This is a genomic window from Vibrio sp. YQ_11, from assembly GCF_043103065.1.
Classification (GTDB): domain Bacteria; phylum Pseudomonadota; class Gammaproteobacteria; order Enterobacterales; family Vibrionaceae; genus Vibrio; species Vibrio parahaemolyticus.
This window is the reverse complement of sequence record NZ_JBICJM010000005.1, coordinates 251,076-272,260: the sequence shown is the minus strand read 5'-3', so window position 1 is coordinate 272,260 and position 21,185 is coordinate 251,076. Positions and strand designations below refer to the sequence as shown.

The following is a 21,185-nucleotide window of genomic DNA, read 5'->3' as shown; positions in this document are numbered from 1 at the left end:
CGTTAACTCCTATTACAACGCAGCGACAGTGGCACGAGCACCGTTATCGATTAGCGATTGGTAAGCACTGCTCACCGCATCAATCACTTGTGGGTTTTGACCAAGCTCTGCAGGGAAGATGGCTTCAACAGCGAACAACGCAGGCACAACTGAAACGTTCAAGCCGTGTTGGTCGCAAATCTGACGTAGTGTCTCTGCCATTGGATCGCGGACATCAATGTTGTTGCCTTGCTCATCCACGCCAGAGACATAGCGCATCCAGCCTGCAATCGCGGTTGCCAACCATGAGAAGTTAGAGCCTTGAGTAAGGTGGAATCGTAAGCTGCCGCCCATGCGTTGTGGGATCTTCTGGCTGCCATCCATCGCGATTTGCCATGTTTTGTGCTTTAAGCTTGGGTTAGTGAAGCGCTCGATAAGCAGTTTAGCGTAGCCTTCTAAATCGGTGCCTTCTGGCATGGTCAGCGAAGGGGCTTGTGCTTGCATCATCATGTCGAATGCCGCTTTGCGGTAGCCTTCGTCTATCATGGTGTCAGAGATATGCGCGTAACCACCAAGGTAGCCTAGGTAGGCTAGGAACGAGTGGCTACCATTTAGCATGCGCAGCTTCATTTCTTCGTAAGGCACAACGTCGGCAACAAATTCTGCGCCAGCCACGTTCCAATCTGGACGACCAGCTACGAAGTTGTCCTCGATAACCCATTGACGGAAAGGTTCACAAGCGATGCCACATGGATCTTCACAGCCAAGCAGATCGGCGATTTCGCTCAGTGTCTCTTCTGTGGCTGCTGGCACAATGCGGTCAACCATAGTGCAAGGGAAGGTGACGTTGGTTTCAATCCAGTCGCGCAATTCAGGGTCAAGCAGTTGAGCGAATTCCAGTACCGCTGCTTTTGCTACGTGACCGTTCTCTTGCACGTTATCGCAAGACATCACGGTAAATGGCGTTAGGCCGCGTTCACGACGTATCTTCAGTGCTTGCACGATGTAACCTAGTGCCGATTTTGGCTCCGTTGGATTGGCAAGGTCAGCAATGACTAGCGGATTGTTTTTATCAAGCGTGCCCGTCGCAGGGTCGGCGCAGTAGCCTTTCTCAGTAATCGTCATTGAAACGATCGCCACTTGTGGCTCGGCCATTTTTTCGAGAACAGCTTCGATGCTGTCCAAATGTGGGTGCAGTGATTCCGTCACCGAGCCAATCACTTTGACTTCGGTCGATTGTGCACCTTTTTCTGCCACCGTGTAGAGGTGATCTTGCGCGCGCAGCGATTGAATTAACTCTTCACCGCCAAATAGGTTGATTTCGCAAATGCCCCAATCCGAGCCCGTTTTGCTCAGCATTTCATTGGTGAACAGTGCTTGGTGCGCTCGGTGGAAAGCACCGAAACCAAGGTGAATAATACGGCTTTTGAGTGTAGAACGGTCGTAATCTGGCAGCGAAACAGCAGCATTTAGGGTGGAGTTTGCAATGGTTTTCATTTTATTTCCCTTCTCCCGCAGAGTGCTCTGCGGGATGATTCATTGAAAGAGTTAGTAGCCTAGGACCAGTTTTGGTAAGAACAGACTGAGTTCAGGAATAAAGGTCACCGCCATTAGGGCCGCAATCAGTGCAACGTAGAATGGCAGAAGCGGCTTGATCACTTTGTCGATCGCAACATTCGCCACAGAACAACCGATAAACAACGCACTACCTACCGGTGGAGTACAGATGCCGATCGCCAAGTTGAAGGTCATCATGATGCCGAAGTGAACCGGGTCGATGCCCATATCCAGCGCGATTGGCAGGAAGATCGGCGTGAAGATCAGTACCGCTGGCGTCATATCCATGAAGATACCGACAATCAGCAAGATGATGTTGATGATGAGCAGAATCATCATTGGGTTGTCAGAGATCGCCAGCAGCGCATCGGCAATCATGTATGGAATGTCGGCATTCGCCATCGCCCAAGACATGCCCATAGACGCGCCAACCAACAGCAAAACAATCGATGTGGTGACGGCAGATTCCAAAATGATCTTAGGAAGATCTCGCCATTTCACTTCGCGATACACCAACACCGCTAAAACAAAGGTGTAGACCACGGCGATGGCAGAGGCTTCGGTAGCCGTAAAGATACCGCCGATGATGCCACCCATGATGACCACAATCAGAGCCAGTGAAGGCGCCGCTTTTAGAAATGTATCCCAAACCATCGCTAGCGTTGGGCGAGCAGCAATTGGGTAACCACGACGTTTGGCGATGATCCCAGCCACCACCATGATGCTCAGACCCATCAAAATGCCCGGAATGTAACCGGCAAGGAACAGCGCCGCGATAGAGGTACCACCAGAGACTAACGAGAACACGATCAGGGTGTTACTTGGCGGGATCAATAAACCCGATGGACAAGAGGTGATGTTCACCGCGGCAGAAAAGTTTTCATCGTAGCCATCTTTCTTTTGCAGTGGCGACATAGTGCCGCCAACCGCTGCGGCAGATGCGACGGCTGAGCCAGAAATTGAGCCAAACATCATGTTCGCCATCACGTTCACGTGCGCTAGGGAACCAGGAAGACGGCCACCTAACACTTTGGCAAAGTTAATCAGGCGCAGTGCGATACCACCTTGGTTCATGATGTTGCCCGCCAAGATAAAGAACGGGATCGCCAGTAGAGCAAAGTTATCAAGACCTGCTGCCATGCGCTGAGCTACAACCGCAATCGCAGGCTCTAATGGTAGGCCCATTAAAATGGTCGCCAGTGAAGAAAGACCAATGGCGAAGGAAACCGGTACACCAATTGCCAGTAATACAGCGAAGCTGCCAAATAAGGTAAGAATTAATTGCCATTCCATTGTGGAACCCTCTAAGAATCAAGTTGTGAGTCGGTGACTAGGGTTTCACCAGACATTAATTGTTTGACGCGCTCATAAGCGAAAATCACGGAATAAAAGATCATCAGTGCGCCACTGATAGGCAGGCAGAAATAGATGTAGCCCATCTCTAAGCCCAATGCTGGGGTTAGCTGGCCAGTGGCCAATGTTTTGAGTGCTAATTGTGTTCCGCCGTGGACCAACACCACATAAGAGAAGAGCGCAATGGCCACTTGGATGACGATTTCATTCACCAGTTTTTTCTTGCCTTTGAGTTTCATCGTCAAAAGGTCAATGGCGAGGTGACGTTTGAGACCTGTGGTGTAAGCGGCACCAATAAGCGCCACCCACATAAAGAGATAGCGAGCCAGTTCATCCGTGACGGTGCTTGGTTTACCGAGTACGTAGCGTGAAAGCACCTGCCAAACCACGCAGAAGACAAGAAAGGTCGAAAGAGAGACAGTAAATGCTGCCAACCCCCTGTTGATATACGTGACCAGTTTATTCATTTTCATTTCCTTAAAGTAAACACGCGGACTGCATAACAATTGGTTTACCAATGTGGGCGAGCGTATTTGTGTAGGGTCTCAAAATAGGCATGTTGTTCTGAGTGGATTATAAGTTAGGCGATTTGGTTGTCACGTGAGCAGCTTCACAAATGAATTGGTTAACCAATTTAAGGGTAATTAGTGTGATTTTGGTCAATCAATTTGCTTTTTTGTTTTGACGATAGGTTTTTCGATCGCCAATAATGACCTCGAAACAAGAAATACCGTGAAAAATTAAAACTACCCTACATATTGGATAACCAATCCAAGGAGAATAGAACAATGATGACGCGTAAGACTCTTTTAAGCGCTGTAGTAGGTGCTGCAATGACCTTCGGCGCCACTGCTTCTGCTTATGCTGCGACCACTTTGAAGCTAAGTCACAACCACCCTCGTGACCATGCAGTACATAAAGCAATGGACTTTATGGCAAAAGAAGTTCGTGAAATGACAGACGGGGAAGTTCGTATCCGTATCTACCCTGATGCGCAGTTAGGCACTCAGCGTGAATCGATGGAGCTGATGCAAAACGGTGCTCTGGATATGGTGAAGAGCAACGCGGCAGAATTGGAAGCTTTCTCCCCTGCTTACGCAGCATTCAACATGCCTTACTTGTTCCGCGATAAAGACCACTACTACAAAGTGACAGACGGGGAAGTGGGTCGTGAAATCCTGAATTCTTCAGCGGACAGCGGCTTTATTGGTGTGACTTACTACGATGCGGGCGCACGTAGCTTTTACACCAACAAACCAATCAATACGCCGGAAGATCTAAAAGGTCTGAAAGTACGTGTACAGCCGAGCCCATCTGCTATTGCGATGGTAAAAGCGTTAGGTGGTAACCCGACACCATTGGCATACGGTGAGCTATACACAGCATTACAACAAGGCGTGGTGGATGCTGCGGAAAACAACATCCCATCATTTAGCTTGAGCCGTCACAGTGAGGTATCGAAATACTTCAGCCTAGACGAGCACACCATGGTGCCAGACGTATTGGTTATTTCGACTAAAACGTACGACAAGCTAACACCTGAGCAGCAAAAAGCACTGATGAAAGCAGCAGCAGACTCATCTGAATACATGAAGAAATTGTGGGCTGAGTCAGAAGCAAAAGAGCGTACAAAAGCTGAAAAGATGGGCGTAACTTTTGTTGAACCAAATAAAGCGGCATTCGTTGAAGCGGTTCAACCAATGTACGCGGACTTAGAAAAGACAAATCCTGAATTAAATGAACTGGTTGAGAAGATCAAAGCAGTTAAGTAATTCACAAAGTAATTAGTAATAAACAATCGAAAACAAGGTGTTACCACATTCTGGTACATAGAGGTTGACCAATTGTTATTGGTCGTTATGATGGCGTGAGAAGTTAGATGGAATATAGTGATAATATCATCATGATGCCTTTTGAACCGAAAAGACCGTATCAAGAGATAGGTTTAATCCTTAGACAAGAACTTATCAATGGCCGTTACGTGGTCGGAGATAGGCTGCCGCCTGAGCGCGATATCGCAGAACGTCTCGACGTTAGCCGCACAGTAGTGCGTGAAGCGATCATCATGCTGGAGCTGGAAAACCTTGTCGAAGTGAAGAAAGGTTCTGGGGTGTATGTCATCAATATTCCATCTCAACCGAACTCCCGTGAGAACGTGATCAGCGATGATGCCGGTCCGTTTGAAATGCTCCAAGCTCGCCAGTTGCTTGAAAGTAACATTGCGGAATTTGCAGCGATGCAAGTAACGCCAGGCGACATCGTGAAAATGCGTGCAGCCCTTGAGTTAGAACGAGAAGAACTTGCCAGTGGCACCGCAGATTGCAACGGTGATGAGAAGTTTCACATGTGCATTGCAGAGGCAACTCAAAACTCTGTGCTGGTGGACATGTTGAAGCAATCTTGGGAGCGACGCGAGAGCAGCCCAATGTGGAAGAAACTTCATTCTCACATTGCTGGTCAAGACTACCGTGAAGAGTGGTTAGACGATCACGCCAAAATCCTCGCCGCATTGCAGCGTAAAGATCCTATCGCTGCAAAAAATGCCATGTGGCAACACCTTGAAAACGTTAAACAGCGCCTGTTGGAGCTGTCTGACATCGATGACCCAAATTTTGATGGTTACTTATTCAGCTCCAACCCTGTTGTTCTGCAGGGCGCTGAAAACGGTTAACCACATTGCCGGCTTCGGTCGGCTCTAGTCAGCGCAGCTGCATTATCGTGGCTGCATATTAAGAAGTCGTTGTGCACTTAGCTTGATAAATTCGAGCGGGCTGAGTGCGTCTTAAAAAAGGTGAGTGTCATGGAACAAACTTGGCGTTGGTACGGTCCGAATGACCCTGTGTCGCTAGACGATATTCGTCAAGCTGGCGCAACAGGCATTGTGAATGCCTTGCATCACATTCCAAATGGTGAAGTGTGGTCTAAAGAAGAGATTTTAAAACGTAAAGCCATCATCGAAGAGAAAGGCTTAACGTGGTCGGTGGTTGAAAGTGTTCCTGTTCACGAAGAAATCAAAACTCAGACAGGCAACTTCCAACAATGGATAGACAACTACAAGCAAACTCTGCGCAACCTTGCAGAGTGCGGTATCGACACCGTTTGCTACAACTTTATGCCCGTGCTTGATTGGACGCGCACCGACTTAGAATTTGAAATGCCAGATGGCTCTAAAGCGCTGCGTTTTGACCAAATCGCCTTTGCGGCATTTGAGCTGCACATTCTTAAACGTCCGGGCGCGGAAGCGGATTACACCGAAGCTGAACAAGCGCAGGCATTGGAATACTTCAATAACATGTCTGAAGCGCAAATCCAGCAGCTCACCAGCAACATTATTGCAGGCTTGCCGGGCGCAGAAGAAGGCTACACCTTGGAAGAGTTCCAAGCGCAACTCGACCGCTACGCGGGCATTAGCAAAGACAAACTGCGTGAGCATATGGCGTATTTCTTGTCGCAACTAATGCCTGTGTGTGAGGCGCACGGCTTGAAACTCGCGGTGCACCCAGACGATCCACCGCGCCCAATTCTTGGCTTGCCGCGTATCGTTTCAACCATCGAAGATATTGATTGGTTGACCGAAAAAGTGCCAAGCAAAATGAACGGTTTGACCATGTGTACCGGCTCTTACGGTGTGCGTGGTGACAACGACTTAGTGAAGATGATCAAAAAGCACGGCGAGCGTATTTACTTCACCCACTTGCGTTCCACCAAACGCGAAGAAAGTAACCCGATGACGTTCCACGAAGCGGCGCACCTGGATGGCGATGTGGATATGTACAACGTGGTGATGGCGATTCTGGATGAAGAACAACGTCGCGCAGAAGTGGGCGACCATCGTTTGATCCCAATGCGCCCGGATCACGGCCACCAAATGCTGGATGACCTGAAGAAGAAAACCAACCCAGGCTACTCCGCTATTGGTCGTTTGAAAGGTCTTGCAGAAGTGCGTGGTCTAGAGATGGCACTAAAACGCGCTTTCTACACTAAGTAGCGATTTACAATGTAAAACCGTTTTTAAAAGCGCAGGGTTTCGGCTCGGCGCTTTTTTGTTTTCTGAAGATTTGCATCGGCGCCGCTTGGTTTAAGCGCCTAAAATAGGATGGCTCACCTAACAGATTGTGATAAAGTCCGCGCCTGCGTTTTACCGCATCTTCATTGTTTTTATTGCTTCTTCAACCAAAAGTACAAGGTTTCGCTAATGCCATTTTCTACTCTCTCATTGAGTTCTGAGCTGATTCACGCACTGCCAAAAGACTTCAAGAAACCGACCGATATTCAAGCGTTGGCCATTCCTGAGCTGTTGGCTGGTCAAGATCTATTGGCTTTGGCAAATACAGGCAGCGGCAAAACCCTTGCTTATGGTTTGCCTTTGTTGGAAAAGCTGGGTGTCAATCCAGAGCAAAAAGCGCTGATTCTTGTGCCAACTCGTGAGCTGGCAATGCAAGTGAGTGAAGCAATTAACCAAGTTGGTCAAGTTCTTGAACTCAACGCAGTGTGTTTGTGTGGCGGCGTTGATAAAGAGCAACAACAGCAGGCGCTAGCGACAAATCCTCATATCCTTGTCGCGACGACAGGTCGTTTGGTTGATCTGGCAAAAGACGGTTTAGACTTAAGCAATATCCACTACCTAGTGCTGGATGAGGCGGATCGTTTGTTGGATATGGGCTTTTGGCCTGACGTGCAAAATATTGCGGGGCTGATTTCAAACCAGCGCCAAACCGCAATGTTCTCCGCAACGTTTTCAGATGAGTTGAAGGGTAAAGCGAAGCTGCTTATGCAGGCACCAAAGCAAGTCGCAGCGCATCAAGAAAACAGCACCAACCAAGATATTTCTGAAACGCTGTACCTCGTCAACAAAGGCAGTAAAACCAAGGCATTGATTGAACTGATTCAAAAAAACGCGTGGACTCAGGCATTAGTCTTTATTGGTGCGAAAGAGAACGCCGATGGCTTAGCGAAGAAACTGAATAAAGCGGGCATCTCAACCAATGCGCTGCATGGCAATAAGAGTCAAGATGAGCGAGAAGAAGCACTGGCGCAGTTTAAATCTGGGCAAATTCAGGTGTTGATTGCCACCGATCTACTAGCGCGCGGCATTCACATTGAGCAATTACCTGTAGTGATCAACTTTGAACTGCCAATGCATGCAGAAACTTATGTTCACCGAGTAGGACGTACCGCTCGCGCAGGCGAACAAGGTGTGGCGATGTCATTGGTATGTCATGGTGAAATGGATGCACTAAACGCGATTCGTCACCTGACTCAACGTGCATTGCCAGTGCAAGATCTGGTTGGTTTTCCAGTAACGGATAAGCCATCAACTGGCGAGAGCAAACGCGCGCCACGCGATAAAAAAGCCAACCGCCGAACTAATGCTAAGAAGAGCATTAAGCAGTTCCAAGGTAAGTCGAAACGCCCAGCCCCGAGTGCGAAGTAAACCAAAAAACACGCTCTTGACGGCATAGTCGGTTCAGAGCGTGGCTTAAAATTTTACTTTGGGGTGTTAACCCGCCGTTGGGCCAATCAAGCGCATTTCCCAATCTTCAACTTCGCCGGTTTCTAGGCGGCGCTCGACCAACTTGCCCCAAGATTCAACCAATGGCAGTTCTGCCAGTTGGCTTAGCTCTGCTTTATCCAGGCAGCCAGTGAAAACCGCGCCCATGATGCGAGCCAGTGGCCATTCTGGATAAGGTCTTTCGCACAGAATAATCTCGTCACCTGCACCGATATCGCCTTCTTCCAGCACTCGGAAATACCAGCCTGTTCGAAGCGTATCTTGCAGTCTTCTCGCCATGTCGTGTTGGTCAAAGCGTACGTTAAGTTTCCAACAAGGCATGCGACCTTGCGACACTTCCAGTAGTGTTGAGCCAATGCGAATTTTATCTTTCAAGCAAATCGTGGATTCGGTTACGCCTTCGGAGCTGATGTTTTCGCCAAAGCCGCCGGCGGATTGGAAAATGGTTCTTTCGCCTAATTCTTGTTGCCAGATTGGGTAGTGTTCGCTTGGGTAAATATGAAGCGCTTTTTGAATGCCACCATGAAAGCGCGGATCACCTTGCTCATCACTGGTAAAACCAAGCTCTGTTGCGTGCTGGCGCTCAGGCAGCACTTGTTTGTTGATTGCGCTTTGCGCTCCATGGGCATAAGGGACGGTTTTCCCTGCTAGCACAGCTTTTACGACGCCGATTTTCTTCATGTAACCTCCTTATTATTTGAATGAGAGATAAAGTGTTTACCTTCATTCACGATGCGGAGCATGATAGCCTAGAGAACTTATGTCGGAATAGGGATGAAAAGACAATCAACAATGCTAACTCGCCAAATTGATTCGAAGTCAGGCGTCATCACCTCCAATGAGATGATGGCCGCGAATCCCCATTCTCCTGTTTTGGTGAAAACCATCGACATGCCAAAAGGTTACATTGATGCGCTGCATCAACACACTTGGCATCAAATCATCTTTCCTATTAAAGGGTTATTGCAAACACAAACGGAGCATTATCAGCATTTGGTTCCGCACACTTCTGCGTTATTTGTTCCTGCGGGTGTTCAACACGAGTCGATTGCTCTAAGCAACACGATATTTGTTGGCATTTACCTCAACCCTGAGTTTGGCGCAACGTACGAGCCACAAGTGAGAACCATTGCTCTAACGCCGTTTTTAAATGAGCTTTTACAAGAGATCCGCAGACAGTGTGAAGGTGAGACAAGCCACGAAGAAGTGCTGCATTTGCTGGCGGTGTTGCATGATCAAATTTTGAAAAGCAACGTGCAGACATTTCAGTTATTGCTGCCACAAGACAGACGATTAAAACTGATTTTCGAGCAGTTGACTGACGAGCCCGCGTCGAGCTGTTCGCTAAAAGAGTGGGGGGAGAAAATTGGGGCGTCTGAGCGCACTTTATCACGGTTGTTCGCCAAGGAATTCAACACTTCATTTCTGCTTTGGCGGCAACAAATTCGGCTGATTTACTCGCTTTCTTTGTTAGATGAATCGTTGCCAATCCAAGCCATTGCAGACCTAGTGGGTTATCAAAACGACTCATCCTACATCAAAGCATTTAAAGCCTATTTTGATATGACGCCACAACAGTTTAGAGTGAACGGCGCATCGCGCAGGTAGAAATACAGATCTTCGACTTCACTTAATGCTTTTGAGAAGAAGCCAAGAAACGTCCCTTTTTAATTTCAATTACATGGTATGAATAACAATGGCACCAACGATAAATACACGAGTTAATCAATTCTGTTTTGGTCAACCCAAAACGTCGCTGTCGTTGGAAAAAGTGCCCCTAAAACCGCTTGCTCAGGGCAAGGTTCGGGTGCGACTGGAAGCCACCAATATTAACCCAAGTGACTTGCTTTCCATTCATGGTGTTGGGCAATACCGCCGCGTTCACGTACCACCTCGCGTGCCGGGATTTGAAGCGGTTGGGCGTGTGGTGGAAGTCAGTGCTGTCGGTTACACTGGCTTTCAAGTTGGGCAAAAAGTGTTGGTGGCGATGAGTGGTACTTGGCAATACTACATCGATGCTTCGCCCGAGAATCTTTTTCCGCTACCTGAAAGTTTGGATAACGGCTATGCCTGCCAGTTGTACATCAACGCGCTAACCGCGTGGGTTATCACCACTAAAGTGGTTAAGTTGAACAAAAGTGATGTGGTGATCATCAATGCGGCAGGGTCAGCGATCGGTAAGATATTTGCCCAGCTCGCTCATTCACTGGGTTTTACACTGATTGCTGTGACTTCAAAGCCAGAAGAGTATCCGTACGATACAATTCCAGTGTTGGACGCGAAGAAAGACTTACACGCGCAACTGCAAACGCGCAAACTGCCACAACCAACGGTCGCTTTGGATGCGATAGGCGGTGAGGCTGGCACAGATCTCATTCGTACCTTGAAAGAAAATGGCCAATACATCAACTACGGAACATTGTCGTTAGCGCCTTATACGCCCGTGTTTTTTGAGTCCATGAAGGCCAACAACATCGACTTTAGTACCTTCTTTTTGCGGTATTGGGAAGAATCGGTAGGCAAAGGCGGGAGAAAGACGGTATTCGCTGAAATGTTAAAACACTTTATTGCCAATGATATAAAGCTCGCAGTTGCACACTACTTACCGTTAGAAGCATTTCAAACTGCGATTGAACAAATTGAAGAAAAATCACTAGCGCGGAGTGGCAAGATTATTCTAACCATGTGAACACAAAAAGGGATGGCACTCGCCCTCCCTTTTGCGTTTTAATTGGGCTTAGCGAAACTGCGGCATGTAATCGAGGTTCGCTTGAATGGTCTCTTCCAATGCCTGCTCTAGAATCGTTCCTGTTGTGACCAGTGGGTTCAGAATCAACGCTCGGTGCGCGGCATTGCGGTTGCCAGTGACCGCGGCTTCGACAGTGAGTGATTCAAAATCCTTCATCAATTGAATCAGGCGCAGCGTATCTATTGGGAACGGCGCAACATTCAAAGCGACTGGCCCTGATTTAGTGATCATACAGCTGACTTCCACAGTGCAGTCGTCCGGCAAGCCCGCAATCGCGCCGTTGTTGCGAGTGTTCACGTGCATGATGGTGCGCTTGTCGTTGTAGATAGAGCTCATCAGCTCACAGGCTGCTTCTGAGTAATATTGGCCACCGCGCTTTTCGAGTTCTTTTGGTTTCTCGTTAAGCTCTGGGTTGCGGTAGATATCGAACAGACGTTTCTCCATCGCTTTGACCACTTCGCCGCGTGTGCCTTCGCCGTTCGCTTCTTCAATTTCCTGCTTCATGATGTCTTCGCTGGTGTAGTAGTAGCGAAGGTATGCGCATGGAATCATCCCCATATTGCGCAGCAGTTCTGTTGGCCATTTGAATGGAGGAATGTTTTGCGGAACGAGAGGATCGTTTCCCGATAAGATCGCTTCAACCACCTCTTGTAGCTTATCGTGACCTTCATGCAGGATCTGGCGCGCCCAGATAAAGTGGTTCAAACCCGCGACTTGCAATACAAAGTCTTGCTCGTCAGCCCCCAGCATTTGCGCGATGCCTTTTTGCATGATCACTGGCACGTTACACAAACCAACCGCTTTTACGTTGGTGTGCTTGAGAATCGCTTCGGTCACCATGCCCGATGGATTAGTAAAGTTCAGCAGCCAAGCGTCAGGACACAATTCTTCCATCTCTTTACAGATTTCCAACGCAATAGGAATGGTGCGACAGGCATTAGCAAAACCGCCTAAACCATTGGTCTCCTGACCGATCATGCCGTATTTAAGCGAGATGCGTTCATCGCGGATGCGACCTTCCAAACAACCTGTGCGAAATTGAGAACAGACAAAATCGGCGTCTTTTAATGCGGGTTTGCGATCCAGCGTGACGTGAACATCAATATGAGACAGGTTGTTTTTCGCCAACATACGGCGCGTTAAATCGCCAATGATGCTGACTTTTTCTTTGCCATCCTCAATATCGACCAACCACAGCTCGCCGATAGGCAGTTCATGATTGCGCTTGATGAGACCTTCGATAAGCTCAGGCGTGTAACTGGAGCCTGCGCCAATAATGGTAATTTTTAGATTCTTTTTCATCGTGCTGTTTCTCGTTATGGATAAGACAGTTTGATTTAAAAGCATCGTGATTCGCTATACAAACCAATTTAAACTTGCTATGCATTAGCCTTTCTAATTTATGTTGAGTGCCAAGATGGACAGAAAACAGCAGATGCTCTCTAACATGTACACTTTCGCCGTTGCTGGTAAGTGCCTCAGTTTTACCAAAGCCGCTGAAGAGTTGTTTATAACCCAAGGGGCAGTGAGCCAACGCATTAAGTCACTGGAAGAACAACTGGGTTTCAGCTTGTTTGTGCGTATGACTCGGCGATTAGAACTGACCAAAGAAGGTGAGCGATTACTGCACGCGCTTAACCAATCGTTTGAGGTGATTTTCTCTGAACTTGAAGACATCAAATTCAACGAGCTGCGTGGCGAGCTTTACATCGGCGTGGCCCCTACGTTTGCACAGAGCTGGTTATTGCCGCGTATGGTGGAATTTCAGCGTTTGTATCCTTCTCTCAATATCAAGCTTCGAGTAAAGGCAAGCCGATTAGATTTCTTACATGAGCCCGTTGATATTGCAATTTACTACAGTGACAGCGAGCATCCGGGTTTCCATCATCAAAGGCTTTTTGATGAAGAGTTGATGCCGGTTTGTAGCCCTGAATACAGCCAAACACATTTCTCCAATGGCGTGAGTAGTGCCAGCCAATTTGAGACCGTGACCTTTATTCATTGCACTGAATCGTTAGAAGCAAACGAGCCAAATCATGAATGGCAGAGCTGGTTAGCAAGCCAAAGCAACCCTGAGCTGAAATCGCTCAAAGTGATGGAGAAAACCTACCTTTTTAACCATGCCGATATGGCGATGATTGCCGCCAAAAACAGCATGGGCATCGCAATGGCGCGGGCGTCTTTGGTGCAAACCAGTTTGGAAAAGGGTGAACTGGTCGCGCCTTTTGAACGCGTAAATGCTGGGAGAGGGTACGATTTGATTTGTTTAAATGGCCAGCAGCACAGACCGAAAAATGCGGCGTTTATCGAATGGCTAGAAACGCAGCTACCTCCCCTTGCATCGCAATAAAAACAAAGGGAGGCATAAGCCTTAGTTTACGATGATTTCATCCATCAAGCGGTCAATGTGAATCACCACTTGCTCACTCGCCTCTTCCATCGAGTTGATGGAAGTCACCATGCCGGCCATATTTCCTGACTTCGCGCAGTTCATTGCATCACGGCCGCTATCGTGCACACCTTTGTGTGGCGCTTCGAGCTGCGCGTAGCTTCTTAGTTGGCTATATGCTTTGCCGTCACCTCGGTAGTACCACTGGCCCAATCGACATTCTGAATGGCTATTGACGGTTTCACCAAAAGAGCCACTTTGCAGCAAGCGATAGATGTTGTTTTTCCAAATGGCATGATCAAGCTTGACCGTATCGAGGAAAGAGCGGGTAGACGCAAAGTGGATCACCCGTTTCATGTGCTCTGATTTGACAACCACCTCGTTAACGATTGAGCCAATTTGCGCCGAAGAGGCGGATACTTCTTCTGCGCAGATTTGGTTTTCATCAATCGCGCTTTTGATTGAGCTGACTTGGGTTAGCACCTGATTAACCAGCGAATCAATTTGTTCGCTCGCTTCACTGGCTTTGCCTGCCAAATTTCTTACCTCGTCCGCCACCACGGCAAATCCGCGGCCTGCTTCACCAGCGCGTGCAGCCTCAATCGCTGCGTTGAGAGCCAATAAGTTCGTTTGGTCAGAAATCTCTTGGATAGTAGATACAAGGTGGGAAATAGAAGTCGCGGTGTTATCTAATATCTGCACAGATTCAATGCTTTGAGTGGCTTGTGAGCTGATTTTTACGGCTCGGTCATCCAGACGTGCGAGTGCTTGATGTGTTTGCTTGAACATATCATCAAGCAGCTTTAGCTCTTCGTTTTCATGCGCCATAGATTGAGCGCTTTCGACCATCGCTGTGCGAATGGTTTGGAGCATATCTCCGCCTTTCAAGCTGCTCGACATCAACTCGTCGCTACTTTCGTAACGCTGTTGCGCTGTATTCAGTAGTTGTTTGGCTTCTTTTAACTGACGTTCCAACGTCTCAACGTCGGTTTGGTACTTGTCTTTAAGGCTCGCTAATTCCTGCTTAAGCGCCTCATTTTCCATTTTTAATTTTTTTGATCCGAACATGTTTTTTATAAATGCAGCAAGGTTTTAAAAAATTCATGTTAAATCAGTTGGATAAGCAATGCACCATGACTTTCATATACTTGTTCATTTTTGTCACATTTTTTATGTGGGTTTTCATAAAAAGAGCGAAAGTCGCCCCTATCAATGTGAACGTGGTCAACACTGAGTGACGGATGAGTGAATCTAAATGGAAAGCTATGGAATAGAAAAGGGCGGGTGGAAGATAGGGGAAGAGGGCTCTTCCCCTTAGTATTTCGAGTGCTGAGGTTTTACTTTATGTGGAAAATTTGTTCAGTTTCAAGAGACGTCATCGCGCGAATTTGACGCCAAATGTAGTAAAAAATACCAAACATCATCAACATGCTAGGAATGGCGATCATCGGGTAGCTGTAAAGTGTCAACTTACCGAGCTCTTCATTGAAGGCCGCGGTGCCTGATGGACTGGTGACGATCCACGTAGCAAGGAAGTAGTTCATTGCAGATGAGAATGCAAAGGTGCTTGCGAACAAGTAGTTCGAAGACATTAGGCAACGTTCGAACGCATCGGTTTTACCATTTTCTCTCAAACGCTCGTTAATCAACGCGAGGTTCAAAACCGTGTCGTTCAATACCATTTTTTGCATCAATGGGTAGCGGGTAAAAGTGGAGCCCAATACCGCGATGCCAATCAGGCCGGGAATCAAGGCTTCTTTCAAGGCTAACCAGCGAGTATCAAGCTCCAACAAGCCAATGCCGCCAGTTAATAATACGCTGATAAAACCAAGTGCTGAGATAAAATTAAACTTCTTGTTGCGGATGAGATCCATACCGCCGTAAACCACAGGAAAGAGCAAAGCGACAACCAGTGCCATTGCGGTTCCTAGGTGCTCTTCGCCACTGTATTTCATCAAGATGAACGAAGGGATGAATACGTTAAAAAGGATCTCAAATAGGGGATTCGACTTTTTCGCCGTCGTGTTACTCATAATTTCCTACTGACTCTATTATGTCGGCTGCCATTGTACTTTGGGTGGAAGTGTTCATCCAGTAACGCCAGATGTAAAGCGTTAACGCACCAAGTTATGTAACGACTTATGAAATAGACCGGAGCATAGCCAGTTAGTTGACATTATTGACTACTTTTTTGTGTCTTAATCGCGCTCCCTCTGCGCAATGATCTGATTGCGTGCTCTGAATAATCGAGTCGCCACGGTGTTGTGATTAAGCTCTAATACTTGAGCAATCTCATCATGATTCAGCCCAGCCACTAGGCTCAAGAGCAATGGCTCTCGGTATTTGGGTTTGAGAATCATCATTTGTTTTTGAAGCCAATCTTGGGCCATGTCGTGGTCACTGCCGGGGTAGGTTTTTGTCTGTATTGCACACTCATCAATGTCGACAAAATCGAACTGTTTTCTATCAAAGCGCCGAGCATTCTCACGACGCAAAATAGTGATGAGCCAAGACTTCTCGGCGTTGGGATCATTCAAGTGATCAAAGAATCGCCACGCTTTCAGGAAGGTCTCTTGCGCCAAATCTTCAGCAATGTGTTGATCTTTGCACAGCCAATATGCGAGACGATAGATATCTTGGTATCGCTCTTTCGTCAGTGTTTCGTAACGTTTTTGTTTTTCCATAACATTAAGACCTGAAGTGTAGAAGTGGGCTGCAAGGTAACCTCTGAAACACCGAAGGTTACCTGCGGTTTCGTCCTTGCCCGCTTAAAATGGCTGGGTAGAAAAACGTGAGTATTGAAGGGCGTCTGCGACTTCTTGAGCTTTAGATTCTGAAGTCATGAGATGCAGCAATTTAAGGGCGGCTTGATAGCTAACTAGGCTGCCGTTTGAGGTGATGACACCCTCATCAACCACAAAATTCTGGTCGACCTGTACATCAACTGCTGGATAGTCTTTTTGTAATCCGTTTTCACCTCCTGCCCACGTCGTCGCTTTCTTACCGTTTAAAAGGCCAGCCTCGGCCAATAGATACGCACCAGAGCAATTACTTGCCATCCAATCTGCCGCCTTTGATGTGGTTTGAATAAAGTGAATGAGATCCTTGTTTTCGATTAGTGCATCCATGTCGTAGCTGGATGTTAAAACCAGCACGTCGAGTTCCGGCTGATCGCCAATCCAAGCATCCACACCAATTTTTAATCCCTCTTCAGTGGTGATGGTTTTCTGATCGGAGACGGAAATGGTGAGCACGTCATAATCACTAAACCAAGTGAGACGACTTGCGACGCCAAAGACCTCTAAAGGCGCAGTGACATCAGAGGTCAGTACACCGTCGTAAACCAAAATGCCAATGCGTTTATCCGCCGCATGTGCCGTTTGAAGCACCCCAAAGAATAGGACTAAGGTCGCTATTAGTAGTTGTAGTGCATTCTTTAATCCATTTTTACCCATCGTTTTTTCCTCGCTAACAGAGCATCAAGTTATTGAGATTCATTATATTTGGGCTGATTGGTGATTGAAGAGCCACTTTGTCTTTACTAAAGTGAATAAAGTTCACGAATGGAGTGCACGAGTTTTATGGATAAGATACGGTCTCTACGATTTTTTATTGCCACTTTAGAAGGTGGCAGTTTTGCTGCGGCCGCCAAAGCGTATGGCACAGACCCTTCTACGGTGAGTAAGGCCATCCATCGTCTTGAAAGCGACTTGGGAATACAGCTTTTCCAACGTTCTACGCGACAGATCCGTCTGACAGAAGCCGGTCGTCGATACGCAAATACCGTTAGGTTTGTACTGGACGAACTGACGGCGTGTGAGGATTCATTGAAAAGCCACAATGATGCGCTTTCAGGACTGCTTAAGATTAACGTGCCGGTCTCCTACGGTCGCCTTTACATTCGCCCTTTATTAAAAGAGTTTTGTCGCCGCTACCCCAGTATCACTATCGATATTCATTACGATGACGCCTACGTTGATATTATTGAACAAGGGATTGATGTGTCGATTAGATCTGGTGTTGTTCAGGACAGCCAGTTGATTGTGCGCCAGCTGAGTCCTATCGATTTTATTATTTGTGGCAGTCAGGATTACTTAGCGCGGCATGGTGTTCCGAGTGGCCCAGACGCATTCAATGACCATTCTTGGGTTCGTTTTCGTTTTAAACAAACGGGGAAACTGTTGCCGATTCGGATGCCAGAACAAGACGGTGCAAGTGAGTGTAACCCCGAGAGAAATTTTATTGTAAACGACGGCGAATCCATGGCAGAGCTTTGCGCAGAAGGCTTAGGGTTAACTCAGATTCCTCACTTTATCGCGAGAGATTGGCTCAAATCTGAGCGTTTAGTGCCGATATTTCCGAGTATGCGCCAAGCAGGAAATGGCGTGTATCTTCTCTATGCCAACCGGGAATATGTGCCTGCCCGAGTGAGGGTGTTCATCGATTTTATCACTCAAGCAATACAGGATATGGATGAAACGCCATTCCATACGTGGGCTGAAACGTTGCCGATTTACCAACCGAACCAAGGAGATTGAAAACTTCATGTGAGTCTTTGGTTAAAACACTCCAAGCCATATGGTGCTTTTATGGGTTTTTGTTAGGTTATTGGGCGTTATTATCGACAAGCGCAGTTTGCTCTTCGTCACTCATAAAGGAAAGACAATGCCAACTAAGATCTTAGTGCCTGCTTTGGCCCTACTTCTCAGCGCATGTGGCGGCGATGGGGAGTCGTCAGCACCTGTAGAAAACGGCTCTCAAAACACAGGTTCCACATCGTCACAAGGCACATTTGCCGAGCAAATGCTCGCAGCGGTCAACAGTGCTCGCTCTACTACACAGCAGTGTGGGGCAACCACCATGCCACCTGTTGGGGCCCTGACTTGGAGCTACGATTTGGAAAGCGCCGCTTATCGACACTCAAGCGACATGGCGAACAGCGATTTCATGAGTCATACAGGCTCTGACGGCAGCAATATGTCAGATCGAGTCAACGCAACGGGCTATGCTTGGAGCGCCATTGGTGAGAATGTCGCCGTAGGGCAAAGTTCCATCAACGCCGTCGTTAATGCTTGGTTATCGAGAGAAGGTCACTGCCTCAATATCATGAGTGCGGATTTTGATCAGATGGGCGCGTCGCTTGTCGAAAATCACTCTGCAAGCTATGGGTATTACTGGACTCAGGTTTTTGCCAAACAGCGCTAATGCGATAAATAAACCTGATAGATAAACTAAAACGCCAGCAGTCACCATCTGCTGACGTTTTGTTATTTAAGTCTTTTTAGCTTGTCAGGTTACGAAGTTTTGGATCATCCGTCAGGTATTCAACAAATTCGATCTCAAAACCTGCAGGGTCAACAAAATACACATTCTTGCGGTATGGCTCATCAGCCCCGGATTGGGCAACCGGGTAACCTGCATCGGTCAGTCTTTTGATGATGGCATCGACGTTGTTGGTCACATAAGCAAAATGCGCTAGTCCAACTTGATGGCCGCCCAACTCGCGGTTCTCCCCTTCACCGTGGTCACTCATCGCAATGTATTGGTACTCATCGCCAAAGTGCAGCCAGTTTCTATGCTTGCCGCTCCATGTACCTTCCCCCTCGTCACGCACGTACCAATGTGGAAATGCAGTTTGATAAAACTTCAGCATTTCAGGGATGTTTTTCACGACTAAATTAATATGTTCTAGTTGGATCATGATGTGCTCCTTTTTGTCATTTCCTAGCCAACGATGAACATGCTAAAACCTCAAGTTAAGTCGAGGTAAAGGGCTTTTTAAAATTTTTAGTGTTGATGTCTTTGGGTCTTGATGCATGGAGAGGTTCGGTGGGGTTGGTACTTTGAATCTGAGAGTTGGGTTATGTGCATGTAACCCTTCCTAAAACCAAAAAAGCCAGCAGTTAGTACCTGCTGGCAAAGTCTTTGGGCTTCTAGGTTTTTGCTTTTCTTTCTTGCCACTCGGTTCTACACGGTGCCCCGATTGGTTTTCAGGGGAAGAAAACACTGCACCGTGCGCTTTGTGTTCAAGAAATTTGGAGATTAACCTTGCTTACGGATTAGGTAGTCAAACGCGCCTAAGCTTGCTTTTGCACCTTCACCCATCGCAATGATGATCTGTTTGTAAGGAACCGTCGTTGCGTCACCGGCTGCGAAGACACCTTCTAGGCTGGTTTCACCACGGCTACCAACTTCAATTTCGCCGCGCTCAGAAAGCGCTACTTCTGAATCTTTTAGCCATTCTGTGTTTGGTACTAGACCTATTTGGACAAAGATACCTGACAGTTCAATCTCTTTGATTTCATCTGTGTTACGGTCTTTGTACTTCAAGCTTGTTACGCGAGTACCGTCACCTACTACTTCTGTGGTTTGCGCCATCGTGATGATGTCGATGTTTGGTAGTGAGTTCGCTTTGTCGATAAGCACTTGGTCTGCGCGAAGTACGTCTGCAAATTCAAGAACGGTTACGTGCTCAACAATACCTGCTAGGTCGATAGCCGCTTCGATGCCTGAGTTACCACCACCGATAACCGCGGTTTTCTTGCCTTTGAATAGTGGGCCGTCACAGTGTGGGCAGTACGCGACGCCTTTGTTGCGGTACTCTTGCTCACCCGGAACGTTCATTTCACGCCAGCGAGCACCAGGGCTAAGGATGACACTCTTACTTTTCAGCGTTGCGCCGCTTTCAAGTTGGATATGAATCAAGCCATCTTCTGTGTGTGCTGCGCCCATCAGTTTTTGCGCTTGTTGCTCAGTCACGACGTCTACGTCATATTCTTTTAGGTGCTCTGCTAGGTCAGTCGCCAGTTTTGGACCTTCAGTACGTTTTACCGAGATAAAGTTCTCGATTGCCATGGTGTCCATCACCTGACCACCGAAGCGTTTAGCGACAACGCCAGTGCGAATACCTTTACGCGCTGCGTATAGTGCTGCTGCACTACCACCAGGGCCACCGCCGACAACTAGTACGTCGTATGGGTCTTTTTCGCTCAGCGCTTTGGCTGCTTTCTCGCTCGCACCGTCATCCACTTTGTTTAGGATTTCAGTTAGAGACATACGGCCTTGACCGAATAGCTCTCCGTTTACGAATACGCTTGGTACTGCCATGATGTCGCGTTGTTTCACTTCATCTTGGAAGAGTGCACCGTCGATCATGGTTGCTTTCACTTTCGGGTTGATCGCCGCCATCATGTTGAATGCTTGAACCACGTCTGGACAGTTTTGGCACGATAGTGAAATGAACACTTCAACTTCCAACTCTTTATCTAGCGCTGCGATTTGTTCAATCACTTCCGGCTCTAGTTTGATTGGATGACCACCAGAGTGCAGTAATGCCAATACCAGAGAGGTAAATTCGTGACCCATTGGTAGGCCAGCAAAGCGAAGTGCTGTGCCTTTTACTGGGTTCGTAACCGTCATCACCGGTTTACGTGCGCTTGCGTTGTCGTCACGTTCAACGGTGATAAAGTCGCTCATCTCTGCGATTTGGTTCGCCAGAGACAGAATGTCATTCGATGCTTTGCTTTCATCTAGACTAACCACTAGACGAACGTCTTCTTTTACATTAGCCAGATATTGTTTGAGTTGTTGTTGGATCGCTTGGTCTAACATAGTTGTTGTTACCTTAAATAAACAAAAGAGTGGTT

The 21,185-nt window shown here is 47.5% G+C and carries 20 protein-coding genes; 9 read left to right on the top strand and 11 right to left on the bottom strand.

Annotated elements, in window-relative coordinates:
- Positions 1–12 precede the first annotated feature (12 nt).
- The 3 genes from ACF8EG_RS01705 to ACF8EG_RS01695 are packed head-to-tail and all read right to left on the bottom strand — an operon-like array spanning position 13 to position 3,356.
- Positions 13–1,476, bottom strand: a complete 1,464-nt coding sequence (locus tag ACF8EG_RS01705; protein WP_069505562.1) for a fructuronate reductase — start codon at positions 1,474–1,476, stop codon at positions 13–15.
- Between the two features lie 51 nt (positions 1,477–1,527).
- On the bottom strand, positions 1,528–2,829 hold the full coding sequence (locus ACF8EG_RS01700; protein WP_005461370.1) for a TRAP transporter large permease: 1,302 nt from the start codon (positions 2,827–2,829) through the stop codon (positions 1,528–1,530).
- 11 nt (positions 2,830–2,840) lie between these two features.
- Positions 2,841–3,356, bottom strand: a complete 516-nt coding sequence (locus ACF8EG_RS01695) for a TRAP transporter small permease (protein ID WP_005461368.1) — start codon at positions 3,354–3,356, stop codon at positions 2,841–2,843.
- Positions 3,357–3,677: 321 nt separating this feature from the next.
- Between ACF8EG_RS01695 and ACF8EG_RS01690 the strand changes: the two genes are divergently transcribed.
- The 4 genes from ACF8EG_RS01690 (at position 3,678) to ACF8EG_RS01675 (ending at position 8,323) form a co-directional block, all read left to right on the top strand.
- On the top strand, positions 3,678–4,661 hold the full coding sequence (locus ACF8EG_RS01690) for a TRAP transporter substrate-binding protein (protein WP_005449968.1): 984 nt from the start codon (positions 3,678–3,680) through the stop codon (positions 4,659–4,661).
- Positions 4,662–4,768: 107 nt separating this feature from the next.
- On the top strand, positions 4,769–5,560 hold the full coding sequence (locus ACF8EG_RS01685) for an FCD domain-containing protein (RefSeq protein WP_053343542.1): 792 nt from the start codon (positions 4,769–4,771) through the stop codon (positions 5,558–5,560).
- A 129-nt stretch (positions 5,561–5,689) separates the two neighbouring features.
- Entirely contained in the window at positions 5,690–6,877 is a 1,188-nt protein-coding gene (gene uxuA / locus ACF8EG_RS01680; RefSeq protein WP_005461366.1) for a mannonate dehydratase, read from the top strand.
- Positions 6,878–7,084: 207 nt separating this feature from the next.
- Complete coding sequence (locus ACF8EG_RS01675; RefSeq protein WP_065764609.1) at positions 7,085–8,323, top strand: DEAD/DEAH box helicase; 1,239 nt, start codon at positions 7,085–7,087, stop codon at positions 8,321–8,323.
- A 66-nt stretch (positions 8,324–8,389) separates the two neighbouring features.
- Here the strand turns inward: ACF8EG_RS01675 and ACF8EG_RS01670 are convergent, their stop codons facing one another.
- A complete protein-coding gene (locus ACF8EG_RS01670; RefSeq protein ID WP_069505560.1) occupies positions 8,390–9,082 on the bottom strand; it encodes an MOSC domain-containing protein in 693 nt (230 codons plus the stop codon).
- Between the two features lie 111 nt (positions 9,083–9,193).
- On the opposite strand from ACF8EG_RS01670, the gene ACF8EG_RS01665 reads away from it, so the two are divergent.
- Both ACF8EG_RS01665 and ACF8EG_RS01660 read left to right on the top strand, forming a co-directional pair.
- Positions 9,194–10,009: a helix-turn-helix transcriptional regulator gene (locus ACF8EG_RS01665; protein WP_065764669.1), complete on the top strand. Its 816-nt coding sequence runs from the start codon at positions 9,194–9,196 to the stop codon at positions 10,007–10,009.
- A gap of 88 nt (positions 10,010–10,097) precedes the next feature.
- Positions 10,098–11,090 (top strand): zinc-dependent alcohol dehydrogenase family protein, encoded by a 993-nt coding sequence (locus ACF8EG_RS01660; protein ID WP_069505558.1) that lies wholly within the window; start codon positions 10,098–10,100, stop codon positions 11,088–11,090.
- A gap of 48 nt (positions 11,091–11,138) precedes the next feature.
- On the opposite strand, the gene ACF8EG_RS01655 is transcribed toward ACF8EG_RS01660, so the two are convergent.
- Complete coding sequence (locus tag ACF8EG_RS01655; protein WP_069505555.1) at positions 11,139–12,452, bottom strand: 6-phospho-beta-glucosidase; 1,314 nt, start codon at positions 12,450–12,452, stop codon at positions 11,139–11,141.
- Between the two features lie 115 nt (positions 12,453–12,567).
- Between ACF8EG_RS01655 and ACF8EG_RS01650 the strand changes: the two genes are divergently transcribed.
- Positions 12,568–13,500, top strand: coding sequence for a LysR substrate-binding domain-containing protein (locus ACF8EG_RS01650; RefSeq protein ID WP_031851198.1), 933 nt, complete (start codon positions 12,568–12,570; stop codon positions 13,498–13,500).
- Positions 13,501–13,521: 21 nt separating this feature from the next.
- On the opposite strand, the gene ACF8EG_RS01645 is transcribed toward ACF8EG_RS01650, so the two are convergent.
- From ACF8EG_RS01645 to ACF8EG_RS01630, 4 genes are all read right to left on the bottom strand, one after another.
- Positions 13,522–14,607, bottom strand: a complete 1,086-nt coding sequence (locus ACF8EG_RS01645; RefSeq protein ID WP_031851199.1) for a methyl-accepting chemotaxis protein — start codon at positions 14,605–14,607, stop codon at positions 13,522–13,524.
- Positions 14,608–14,876: 269 nt separating this feature from the next.
- Entirely contained in the window at positions 14,877–15,572 is a 696-nt protein-coding gene (locus ACF8EG_RS01640; RefSeq protein WP_005477491.1) for a VC0807 family protein, read from the bottom strand.
- A 165-nt stretch (positions 15,573–15,737) separates the two neighbouring features.
- Positions 15,738–16,223 carry a sigma-70 family RNA polymerase sigma factor gene (locus ACF8EG_RS01635; protein ID WP_069505554.1) on the bottom strand — a complete coding sequence of 162 codons (486 nt, stop codon included), beginning with the start codon at positions 16,221–16,223 and terminating at the stop codon, positions 15,738–15,740.
- A gap of 84 nt (positions 16,224–16,307) precedes the next feature.
- Entirely contained in the window at positions 16,308–16,994 is a 687-nt protein-coding gene (locus ACF8EG_RS01630) for a DJ-1/PfpI family protein (RefSeq protein ID WP_053343549.1), read from the bottom strand.
- Between the two features lie 126 nt (positions 16,995–17,120).
- On the opposite strand from ACF8EG_RS01630, the gene ACF8EG_RS01625 reads away from it, so the two are divergent.
- Together ACF8EG_RS01625 and ACF8EG_RS01620 are read left to right on the top strand one after the other, a co-directional pair.
- Positions 17,121–18,077 carry a LysR family transcriptional regulator gene (locus ACF8EG_RS01625; protein WP_069505552.1) on the top strand — a complete coding sequence of 319 codons (957 nt, stop codon included), beginning with the start codon at positions 17,121–17,123 and terminating at the stop codon, positions 18,075–18,077.
- Between the two features lie 127 nt (positions 18,078–18,204).
- A complete protein-coding gene (locus tag ACF8EG_RS01620; RefSeq protein WP_069505551.1) occupies positions 18,205–18,744 on the top strand; it encodes a CAP domain-containing protein in 540 nt (179 codons plus the stop codon).
- 76 nt (positions 18,745–18,820) lie between these two features.
- Here the strand turns inward: ACF8EG_RS01620 and ACF8EG_RS01615 are convergent, their stop codons facing one another.
- The gene (locus tag ACF8EG_RS01615) at positions 18,821–19,240 is read right to left on the bottom strand and encodes a VOC family protein (protein WP_065765789.1); all 420 of its coding nucleotides are present in this window, start codon (positions 19,238–19,240) and stop codon (positions 18,821–18,823) included.
- Positions 19,241–19,581: 341 nt separating this feature from the next.
- Positions 19,582–21,150, bottom strand: a complete 1,569-nt coding sequence (gene ahpF, locus ACF8EG_RS01610) for an alkyl hydroperoxide reductase subunit F (RefSeq protein ID WP_020841564.1) — start codon at positions 21,148–21,150, stop codon at positions 19,582–19,584.
- Positions 21,151–21,185: the final 35 nt, after the last annotated feature.